The following is a 10,287-nucleotide window of genomic DNA, read 5'->3' on the forward strand; positions in this document are numbered from 1 at the left end:
TAATGTTCCCTCAACGCCGTGCCGGTTCGTGGCGACGAACACGGCTCGGGCGACACAGGGAGCGCTCAATGGGGAGGCCGCTGTGGGGCAGAAGGGCGTAGCCGCTGGAATGGCGGTGGCCGTGATCACGGCCGTGGCTGCCTGCGGCGCAGACGCGGAGGCACCGACACTCACCTGGTACATCAATCCGGACGACGGTGGTCAAGCCGAGATTGCCGAGCGATGTACACAGGAGGCGGACGGCCAGTACCGGATCGAGACGTCGCTGTTGCCACGCGAGGCCTCGGCCCAGCGTGAGCAGCTTGCACGCCGGCTCGCCGCCAACGACTCGTCCATCGACTTGATGAGCCTCGATCCGCCGTTCATCCCGGAGTTCGCCGAGGCAGGCTTTCTCGCCCAGATACCCTCCGACGTCGCCGGGGTGGTCACCGAGGACGTCGTGCAGAGTGCGATCGACGGCGCGACGTGGAAGGACGAACTGGTCGCGGCGCCGTTCTGGGCAAACACGCAGATTCTCTGGTACCGCAAATCGGTAGCCGAAGAAGCCGGGCTGGATCCGCAGCAGGAACCCGTCACCTGGGACGAAATCATCGATGCGGCGCGTGAGCACGACGCGTACATCGGTGTGCAGGGTATTCGTGCCGAGGCCCTGACGGTGTGGATCAATGCCCTCGTCGAGTCGGCGGGTGGACAGATCATCACTGATACCGAGGTGCCGGTCGAGGACGTCGAGCTCGGTCTCGACTCTCCGGCCGGCCGGGCGGCGGCCGAGGTCGTGGGCACCATCGGCCGGGAAGGACTCGGCGGGCCCGGGCTGCCTAACCAGGACGAGCCGGGCGCCATGATGCAATTCCGGGGCGATCGTGGATCGTTCATGGTCAACTGGCCCTTCGTCTGGGCGGCGACCATCGACGCCGTCGAGGAAGGCACGCTGGACGAGGCCGTTCTCGACGACATCGGCTGGACGATGTATCCAGCCATGGAGCCGGGCGAGCAGCCGCGGCCCCCGTACGGCGGCATCAACATCGGCATCGGAGCGTTCACCGAGCACGAGGATGCGGCGCTGGACGCCGTGCAATGCATTGTCGCGCCGGAGAACCAAGCTTTCTACTTCGTCAACGACGGCAATCCCGCCGCACACACCGCCGCCTACGACGATCCTGAGGTGCGCGAGGTCTTCCCGATGGCCGACGTGATCCGGGAATCGCTGGAGGTGGCGGCTCCACGGCCACAGACGCCCTATTACAACGAGGTGTCGACCGGTATCCAGAACACGTGGCACCCGCCTGCCGCCGTGCGGCCGGACCAGTCCCCGGAGACGGCGACCAACCTGATCCTGGACGTGTTGCGAGGGGAGCGGCTGCTGTGAGCATCACGGAGACATCCCGGCCCGGCACGGCGGGCAGCGCTCCGGCACCTCGCCGGATGAGCGAGCGCGCACGAGCCGAACGTCGCCTGGGCTGGTGGCTGGCCGCGCCGGCGTTCGTCGTCATGTTGCTTGTCACGGCCTACCCGATCGCCCAGGCCGTCTACGAGTCGCTGTTCAAGTACCGCCTCACCGATCCGGACGCGCGGGAGTTCACCTGGCTCACGAACTACTGGGTGATCCTCACCGACGGCGTGTGGTGGCGTGCGGTCGGCGTCACGGTGCTGATCACCGCTATCACGGTAGCGGTGGAGGCCGTGCTCGGTTTCGCGCTCGCGCTGGTCATGCACCGGGCATTGCGGGTGCTGCGGCCGCTTCTGCGGACCGCCATCCTGATCCCCTACGCGATCATCACCGTCGTCTCGGCGTTCGCCTGGCTCTACGCTTTCGACATCAACACCGGATTCGCGACGTCGTGGCTGAGCTGGGTCCCGGGAATCACCGAAGACACCAACGTGTTTGGCAGTTTCGGTTCGGCCGTCGCCGTCATCATTCTCTCGGAGATCTGGAAGACGACTCCGTTCATTTCCCTGCTCCTGCTGGCCGGGCTGGCACAGATCCCGAATGATCTTCTGGAGGCGGCGAAAGTCGACGGCGCCACGTGGTGGCAGCGCCTCTACAAGGTGACGATCCCGAACATGAAAGCCGCCATCATGGTGGCGCTGCTGTTCCGCACGCTCGACGCGTTCCGCATCTTCGACAACGTCTTCATCATGACGCAGGGAGCGCAGGGCACCGAAGTGGTGTCGTTCCTGGCTTACCGGCAGACGATCAGCCGGCTGGAGATCGGTCTGGGTTCCGCAGTGTCGGTGTTGCTGTTCCTGAGTGTGGTGCTCATCAGCGTCGCCTACATCAAGCTGTTCCGGATCAATCTGGCCAGCGCGAGAGGGGAGGCGTGACGTGGACGAGCGGACAACGTTGCGGCAGAAGGCCCTCTGGTGGATCGCGGGCGCCGCGGTCTTGATCTATGCCTTGTTCCCCGTTGCCTGGATCGTGTCGCTGTCGTTCAAGAGCGCTGCCGACCTCGGCAACCGGCAATTCCTTCCGGCCGACGCTGTACTGGACAACTACGAGATGATCCTCGTGGGTGACGCGCAGACACTGTTCCTCTCGGCCTTGCGCAATTCCATCGGCATCGCCGTGATCGCCACGTTCCTCGCCGTCCTCTTGTCCACGTTCTGCGCATATGCGATCGCCCGGCTCGAGTTCCCGGGCAAGAAGGTGATCTTGACGACGGCGCTGGCCGTAGCCATCTTCCCGGTGATCTCGATCGTTACGCCCCTGTTCAATCTGTGGCGCCACATCGGCCTCTACGACACCTGGCCGGGCGTGATCATTCCCTACCTGTCCTTGACCTTGCCGATCTCCATCTGGACGCTGTCCGCGTTTTTCCGCCAGATTCCGTGGGAGCTGGAGCAGGCGGCTCAGGTCGACGGGGCCACGACGTGGCAGGCATTTCGCAGGGTGATCGTTCCGCTGGCCACGCCAGGCGTCTTCACCACGGCGATCATCTCGTTCTTCATCGCATGGAACGACTTCGTCTACGGCATCTCTCTCACCTCGACGGAGGCGGCCCGGCCGGTGCCGGCCGCACTCGCGTTCTTCACTGGCGCGTCACAGTTCGAGGATCCGGCAGGTGCCATCGCCGCCGCTGCCGTCATCGTCACCATTCCGGTCGTCGTCCTGGTTCTGCTGTTCCAGCGGCGCATCGTCTCTGGCCTGACCCAGGGTGCGGTCAAGGGCTGATCTTCGAGGAGAATTCATGGCTGCTATCACGATGAGAAACGTTGTCAAGCAGTACGGTGACGGCTTTCCTGCGGTCAACGACATCAACCTGGACATCGCCGACGGCGAGTTCGTGATCCTCGTGGGCCCCTCGGGCTGTGGAAAGTCGACGCTGCTTCGTATGATCGTCGGGCTCGAAGACATCACCAGTGGCGATCTCTTCATCGGGGACACCCGCGTGAACGAGAAGGCACCTCGAGATCGCAATCTCGCCATGGTGTTTCAGAACTACGCGCTGTACCCGCACCTGACGGTGTTCGAGAACATCGCCTTTCCACTGCGCCTGCAAAAGCTCGACGACGCCGAAATCGAGCGCCGCGTACATGGCGCAGCTGAGTTGCTCGAACTGGTCGAGCACCTGGGGCGTAAACCGGCCAACCTCTCCGGTGGCCAGCGGCAACGCGTAGCCATGGGCCGTGCCATCGTGCGGCAGGCGCAAGCCTTCCTCTTCGACGAGCCGCTGTCCAATCTCGATGCGAAGCTTCGCGGTCAGATGCGTACGGAGATCGCCCGTTTGCAGAAGCGGCTCGGAATCACCACCGTCTACGTCACCCACGACCAAGTTGAAGCGATGACTCTCGGAGATCGGGTGGCGGTCCTGCGCAAGGGCATCCTGCAGCAGGTGGCCTCGCCACGCGAGCTGTACAGGGAACCGGTCAATCTCTTCGTCGCCGGGTTCATCGGCTCTCCGCCGATGAACTTCATCCCGGCCGTGGTATCGGCAGGTGAGCTGAACACGCCGTTCGGTGCGATGCGGTTGCCCGATTCGCGCTCCCCAGAGCTCGACGGCAAGGACATCGTCCTGCTCGGTGCCCGCCCGGAGTCGTTCGACGATGCCGCGATCGTGTCCGACGCGGTTCGCGATCACGGCGTCACGTTCGAGGCGAATATCGATGTGATCGAGTGGCTGGGCAACGAGCAATACGCCTACGTTCCTTACGAGGCTCCGGACGACATCCGCGATCAGCTGGCCGACCTCGAACGAGAACTGGACAGTGAGGCGTTGCGTACGCAGCTGGTGGTGGGCCTGGATACGGCGAGTCAGATCGCCGAGAACAGCACGGCGTCGCTGTGGCTGGATCTTCGCCAGGTCCATGTCTTCGATCCTGTGTCGGGCTTCAACATGACCGCCCGGGACGTGAACGTGGACGAATCCGCCGGCGCGACGGCAGTGTAGAGCGAACCGTGTAGATGATCTCCTGGTTCGCGTCCTCCACAGGGAGGACGCGGGCCGTTGTAGGGTCGCAGTGTGAACGACAGCCGAGATCCTCGTACCTTGCGGGCTTCCGATGCAGACCGTGATCGGCTAGCCGAAGGGCTTCGCGAGGCCGCGGCCGACGGCCGGCTGAGTATCAACGAGCTCGATGAGCGAATCGATGCGCTGTACGGTGCGAAGACATACGGAGAACTGGAACAGGTCGTTGAAGACCTTCCAGATATCCCCAGACTTCGAGATCGTCCCGCCCCTCCTGTGGTGTCGTCGGCGCCCTCCGATGACGTATACCAGACGCCCGATCGGCTCGGGGGCGTGCCGAGCACACGTCGCGCCAAGGCGGTCTTCAGCGGTATCCGCCGGCGAGGACAGTGGGTGGTTCCGGAAACATACTCGATCAACCTCGTCTGCGGGGGCGCCGAGCTGGATCTTCGGGAGGCGAGGTTCGAATCCGCCGAGGTCGAGATCCGGATCAAGACGGTTGTCGGGGGAGCGGTGATCGTCGTTCCCGACGACATTCACGTCGTCGTCGACGGCAGTGGCGTGTTCGGCGCATTCGATGATCAAGTTGGTGAGCAGCCCGGTTCGCCCGGAGCGCCGACGGTGCGAGTCACCGGCACGGCTGTCTTCGGTGGCGTATCTGTCCAGCGCAAGCCGGAGAGTTCGACATGAGCGAGACCCCGTCGGAGCGTGAGGAGCCGACCCCGGAAAGTGAGGTTCCCCGAGTGGAGAGCCCTGCCGATCTGCGCTGTTCCGACGTGGATCGCGAGCGCGTCGCGGAGGCATTACGGCAGGCGGCGGGTGAGGGACGCTTGACGTTGACCGAGCTCGAAGAGCGCCTCGACGCCGTTTACCGGGCCCGTACGTACGGTGATCTGCAACCCATCACTCGGGACCTGCCCCAAGGGCCGTATCCGATACCTGGAGCAGCGGGACCGAACGTACCTGGAGCAGCGGGACCGAACTGGCAGGGCCAGCCCGCCCTGCATCCGCGACCGGCCGATCCGGTGCCACGGCAGCCGGATGGCCATCAGCCCGCGGATCAGGTCCAGAAGGAGCAGATCAACGCGATTCTCAGTGACGAGAAGCGGGATGGTCGCTGGGAGGTTCCGCGACGGCTTGACGTCGTGCCGCTGATCGGCAGTGTCGAGCTCGATTTCACGGATGCGATCGTGCGTTCTCCCGAGGTGGAGATCCGTGTGGGAGCGGTGCTCGGCAGCGTCACGGTGATCGTTCCGGAGGGTATCGATGTTCGCATGGATTCGATTACCAACATCCTCGGTGAGCGGAAGATGAAGCTGGACAGGCCGGTGACGCAGGGCGCGCCGGTATGCCGGATCAGCGGGTTCATCGTGCTGGGCGAGATCACGGTCCGGCCGCCCAAGAAGCGTAAACGCTAGCCGGAACGCAGCCGGTTCGGGACGTCGATGATCTCTTGTCCTGTCCGCGCATCTGCGTCCTCAGATCAGTAGTCATGGCGCAGATGCGGCGTTATCGTGGAGTATGTGCCGCAATTTCGGATCGCAGAGGCGGCCCGCCTCCTCGGCGTGAGCGACGATTCGCTGCGCCGCTGGGTGGAGAAGGGGCGGCTGACCTACACCCAGGACGGCTCCGGACGGATGGCCATCGACGGCGTCGAGCTCGCCCGGGTGGCGCGCGAGCTCGTCCCCTCGGAAGCCGCGCTGCCCGCACCGTACGAATCTGCCCGCAATCACTTTCCGGGGATCGTCACCTCGGTCCGCAAGGACGGCGTGATGGCGCAGGTGGAAATCCAGGCTGGACCGCACCGCGTCGTCTCTTTGATGAGCCGGGAAGCCGCCGAGGAACTCGACATGCAGGTGGGGGTCGCCGCGATCGCCTCCATCAAAGCCACCAACGTCGTCGTCGACCTACCTGGTGAGCGAGCATGAGGGGAACCCGGTCCCTCCTCGCCCTCGTGGGTATGTTCGTGACTCTCGTGCTCTGGTCCTGGCTGGGCGCCGGGACCAGCGACGACGGCGTACGGCCCCGCCCAGGCACGTCGGCGGATTCCGAGACGGCTTCCGGGTCGGCGCCCGACGATCCCGCCGGTCCCGTGACCGTTCTCGCGGCGGCGTCGTTGACCGAGAGCTTCGAGGAGCTGGCCACGGAGCTCACCCAGAAGTATCCGGACCTCGAGATCGCCTTCTCGTTCGGTCCCAGCTCCGGTCTGGTCGAACAGGCGTTGTCCGGTGCCCGTGCCGACATCCTCGCCACCGCCAACCGCCCGACGATGGACGTCGCCGTCCGCGGCGGAGTCGTGGACGGACAGGCGGCCGTTGTCGCCCGCAACACGCTGGTGATCGTCGTGCCGCCCGGAAATCCCGGCGATGTCACCGGGCTCACCGATCTCGGTCGCGAAGATCTCAGGATCGCTCTCTGCGAACCGCAGGTGCCGTGCGGGAGCGCTTCGGAGGCGCTCTTCGCGCACCACGATGTGCAGCCGGCTGCGGACACGCTGGCCACGGACGTCAAGGAGGCGCTCGCGTTCGTGACGCTTGGGGAGGCCGACGCCGCGCTGGTGTACCGTTCCGACGCCTGGGCCGCCGGCGACGCGGCCCACATGATCCAGGTGGATGGCGCGCGCGAGGTAACCAACGAATACCTGGCAGCGCTGCTGGCTGACGCGCCGAATCGTCGAGCGGCTACGGCCGTCATGGAGGAGATCACGGGAGAACTCGGCCGTACGGTCCTCGAGGACGCAGGATTCCTGGAACCATGACGCATCGCCGCCCGCACGACTGGCGCGTACCGCCCGTGATCCTGGTGCCGGCACTTGTGGGACTGGGCCTCCTGCTCCTGCCGATGGCCGGATTGCTCTGGCGAGCACCATGGGCACGGTTTCCCGATCTTCTGATCTCGGAGTCCGTAGTGACGGCGCTCCGGCTTTCGGTGATGACGGCGACCGCGGCCACGGCGCTGTCGTTGCTGGGTGGCGTGCCGCTGGCGTGGATCCTGGCGAGAAGCAGGCTCCCCGGTTTGACCGTGGTGCGCGGCCTGGTGACGGTTCCACTGGTATTACCCCCGGTGATCGGTGGGGTGGCGCTGCTCATGGCGTTCGGACGGCGCGGTGTGGTGGGTAGCTGGCTGGATCAGCTCTTCGGTGTGAGCATCCCGTTCACGACCGTAGCCGTGGTGCTGGCCCAGACGTTCGTCGCGATGCCGTTCCTCGTCGTCGCCGTGGAAGGTGCTCTGCGTACCGCAGATCATCGCTATGACGACATCGCGGCGACGCTCGGTGCGTCGCCGTGGCTGATCTTTCGGCGAGTAACCCTGCCTGCCGTTGCTCCGGGAATCCTGGCCGGTGCCGTGTTGTGCTGGGCCAGAGCCTTGGGTGAGTTCGGCGCGACGATCACCTTTGCGGGCAGTTTCCCGGGCACCACCCGAACGTTGCCGCTGGAAGCGTACGTGGCCATCGGCGCCGGCGACATCGATACGGCGGTGGTGCTCAGTGTGCTGATGATCGGCATTTCCGTGACCATCCTGATCGCGCTGCGTGGCAGATGGATGCGTGCGACATGACGGCTCCTCTCCCTCCCGGTCTTGCGGCGGCGGTGATGGTGCGGCGAGACGAGTTCGTCTTGAACGTGGAGCTGTCGGCTGAACCCGGAGAAGTGATTGTCCTGCTCGGACCGAACGGGGCAGGCAAATCCACGTTGCTGGAGGTACTCGCAGGTGTGCTTCGTCCGGATACCGGCCGTATCAGCGTGGCCGGGGTGCTTCTCGATGACACCGCCCGACGGCTCCACGTAGACAAGGCGCGCCGTCGGGTCGGGTTCGTGGTCCAGGACTATCTGCTGTTTCCGCACATGAACGTCGTCGAGAACGTCGCGTTCGGCCTGCGTGCCCGGGGGATGCGACGCGAACACGCACAATCGCATGCGATCGCGTGGCTGGAGCGCATGGGCCTCGAAGGGTTCGAACGGCGCAAGCCCCGTGAGCTGTCCGGTGGCCAGGCGCAGCGGGTGGCGCTGGCCCGTTCCTTGATCGTCGATCCGCGCCTGTTGCTGCTCGATGAGCCCCTGGCCGCGCTCGACGCGGGTTCTCGGCCGAAGGTACGCGCGGAGCTGCGGCGTCACCTCGAGTCATACCCTGGTTGCACCATCGTGGTCACACACGATCCGATCGAGGCGATGTTGCTGGCCACCCGGGTCGTCGTACTCGAATCCGGCGAGATCGTTCAGGACGGGACACCGTCGGAGCTGGCGCGCCACCCCCGCACGGAGTACGTGGCTCGCCTGGTCGGGCTCAATCTGCTGCGTGGTACGGCCTCGGGGACTGTCGTCGAGGTCGGCCCGCACGCCGTGGTCGCCGTCGCGCGTGAGGTCAGCGGAGCCGTGTACGTCGCCTTCCCGCCCCATGCGGTGACGATCAGTACGGATCGACCGGTGGGTTCGGCTCGCAATGTGTGGCCCGGCCGGGTGACCGATGTCGAGGCACACGGAGACCTGGTACGGCTCACGATTGACGGAACGGTTCCCATGCTCGCCGACGTCACGCCGGTCGCCGTTGCCGATCTCGGCCTTGGCCCGGGAAGTGACGTGTGGGCATCTGTGAAGGCCAGCGAGGTGACCGTGTATCCCGCGTAGTACGCCACGTAGGAAGATGGGTTTATGGCGAGCAAGCAGCGGGGTATCGAGACACTCAGCGACGTCGTCCGTACCTGCATCCTGCTCTTCGGCTTTCTGGGCCTGATAGCCGGGTTCTTCGCGCTGAACCGGCCGGAGAGCCAGGTTCCGGATCCTGTCGAATACGAGAGCGTCGTCGACACCATTCAGGACGACTACCCTTACGACGTGCTCGCACCGGAGTCGACACCGGACACGTGGCGTGCCACCAGCATCGACCATGAAACGCGGCCGGGTGGAAACCGGTGGCGATTGGGCTTTCTCATCGATGGCGACGAGTTCGTCGGCCTCGAACAGTCGGACGGCGAGATCGAGGCGTACCTGCGGGAGCGGCTGGCCGGGTTCGACGAGGATGGTGCCAGCCGTATCGACGGGGAGTCGTGGCAACGGTGGCAGGAGCGTGATCGGCGGCCCGATCGGGCCCTGGTGCGAAGGAGCGACGACGGCGTCGCGACGATCGTCCGTGGCACGGCCTCGTACGAAGCGCTCGAGGAGTTCGTCGGCTGGTTGGAATGACGCCGGCGTGGGAGCAGCAGAGCGGATCCACGAGGTGGGTGCGATCGAACCGTCCGAGGCGCCTAGCTGGAGTCGTCGTTACTCGTCAGCGCATCGAGCTTGGACCGTGCACCTTCGAGGTAGCGCTCGCAGAGGGCGGCGAGTTCCTCGCCTCGTTGCCACAGTGCAAGCGACTCTTCCAGTGTCGTTCCGCCGGCTTCGAGTTTCGTCACGATCTGGACGAGCTCGTCGCGTGCCTCCTCGTAGGTCGGCTCCCCGTTGCTCATGAGGCGAAACTATCAGCCAGCCGCGCAGCCGTCGGAGTCTTGGTGTGTGCTGGTTCACCAGCCGCCGACTTGACGGGGCATGGGTGGGGGTCGTAAGTTTCTATCTGCTCGCGGGATGCGGGACGCCGAGAACGGTGGCCGGCCCGGGGCAATCAATCCGGATGATCGGCGTATCGTCGAGACATACTCATGTATGCTTGGGGTTGCGGCGATAGATGGAGGCCCGGGCGTCGGAGCCTACCGAGAACCCGTTCTCAGAGGTTTCATCACGCTCGGGTAGGGCAATTCCGAGGATCCAAGGCCTGATAGCGGTCTTGTTGGCGTGGAGTTCGAAGTATCCCTTCGAATTTGACGACGATCATCGGATGCGCTCAGCATCGGTTGCGCTTTGTGTGTGTCCGATTCTTGAGAACTCAACAGTGTGCTGACTTACTT

The 10,287-nt window shown here is 65.0% G+C and carries 12 protein-coding genes; 11 read left to right on the forward strand and 1 reads right to left on the reverse strand.

From position 1 onward, the window contains the following. The first annotated feature begins 82 nt into the window (after positions 1-82). The 11 genes from DPM12_RS15875 to DPM12_RS15925 all read left to right on the forward strand — a co-directional run bounded on the left by DPM12_RS15875 (position 83) and on the right by DPM12_RS15925 (position 9,586). A complete protein-coding gene (locus DPM12_RS15875; protein WP_211659043.1) occupies positions 83-1,369 on the forward strand; it encodes an extracellular solute-binding protein in 1,287 nt (428 codons plus the stop codon). A 2-nt stretch (positions 1,370-1,371) separates the two neighbouring features. Further along, on the forward strand, positions 1,372-2,325 hold the full coding sequence (locus tag DPM12_RS15880) for a carbohydrate ABC transporter permease (RefSeq protein WP_425467604.1): 954 nt from the start codon (positions 1,372-1,374) through the stop codon (positions 2,323-2,325). 1 nt (position 2,326) lies between these two features. After that, positions 2,327-3,172 (forward strand): carbohydrate ABC transporter permease, encoded by an 846-nt coding sequence (locus DPM12_RS15885; RefSeq protein WP_281269661.1) that lies wholly within the window; start codon positions 2,327-2,329, stop codon positions 3,170-3,172. Between the two features lie 16 nt (positions 3,173-3,188). Continuing rightward, the gene (locus tag DPM12_RS15890) at positions 3,189-4,388 is read left to right on the forward strand and encodes an ABC transporter ATP-binding protein (protein WP_112259310.1); all 1,200 of its coding nucleotides are present in this window, start codon (positions 3,189-3,191) and stop codon (positions 4,386-4,388) included. A 72-nt stretch (positions 4,389-4,460) separates the two neighbouring features. Beyond that, a complete protein-coding gene (locus DPM12_RS15895; RefSeq protein ID WP_112259311.1) occupies positions 4,461-5,096 on the forward strand; it encodes a DUF1707 SHOCT-like domain-containing protein in 636 nt (211 codons plus the stop codon). Further along, positions 5,093-5,824, forward strand: coding sequence for a DUF1707 SHOCT-like domain-containing protein (locus DPM12_RS23250; RefSeq protein ID WP_123788561.1), 732 nt, complete (start codon positions 5,093-5,095; stop codon positions 5,822-5,824). Before DPM12_RS15895 ends, DPM12_RS23250 begins: the two co-directional genes overlap by 4 nt. Before the next feature lie 105 nt (positions 5,825-5,929). Then, a complete protein-coding gene (locus DPM12_RS15905) occupies positions 5,930-6,334 on the forward strand; it encodes a TOBE domain-containing protein (RefSeq protein ID WP_112259312.1) in 405 nt (134 codons plus the stop codon). Continuing rightward, positions 6,331-7,164, forward strand: a complete 834-nt coding sequence (modA, locus tag DPM12_RS15910; protein WP_112259313.1) for a molybdate ABC transporter substrate-binding protein — start codon at positions 6,331-6,333, stop codon at positions 7,162-7,164. Before DPM12_RS15905 ends, modA begins: the two co-directional genes overlap by 4 nt. Then, the gene (locus tag DPM12_RS15915) at positions 7,161-7,964 is read left to right on the forward strand and encodes an ABC transporter permease (RefSeq protein WP_112259314.1); all 804 of its coding nucleotides are present in this window, start codon (positions 7,161-7,163) and stop codon (positions 7,962-7,964) included. The genes modA and DPM12_RS15915 overlap by 4 nt, the downstream gene beginning before the upstream one ends. Beyond that, positions 7,961-9,031 carry an ABC transporter ATP-binding protein gene (locus DPM12_RS15920; protein ID WP_112259315.1) on the forward strand — a complete coding sequence of 357 codons (1,071 nt, stop codon included), beginning with the start codon at positions 7,961-7,963 and terminating at the stop codon, positions 9,029-9,031. Before DPM12_RS15915 ends, DPM12_RS15920 begins: the two co-directional genes overlap by 4 nt. 24 nt (positions 9,032-9,055) lie before the next feature. Further along, positions 9,056-9,586, forward strand: coding sequence for a DUF4245 domain-containing protein (locus DPM12_RS15925; protein ID WP_112259316.1), 531 nt, complete (start codon positions 9,056-9,058; stop codon positions 9,584-9,586). 62 nt (positions 9,587-9,648) lie between these two features. Here DPM12_RS15925 and DPM12_RS15930 read toward each other — a convergent pair whose 3' ends face one another. Further along, positions 9,649-9,852, reverse strand: a complete 204-nt coding sequence (locus tag DPM12_RS15930) for an exodeoxyribonuclease VII small subunit (RefSeq protein ID WP_112259317.1) — start codon at positions 9,850-9,852, stop codon at positions 9,649-9,651. Between the last annotated feature and the right edge of the window lie 435 nt (positions 9,853-10,287).

This window comes from Phytoactinopolyspora halophila, assembly GCF_003287285.1.
Classification (GTDB): Bacteria; Actinomycetota; Actinomycetes; order Jiangellales; family Jiangellaceae; genus Phytoactinopolyspora_A; species Phytoactinopolyspora_A halophila.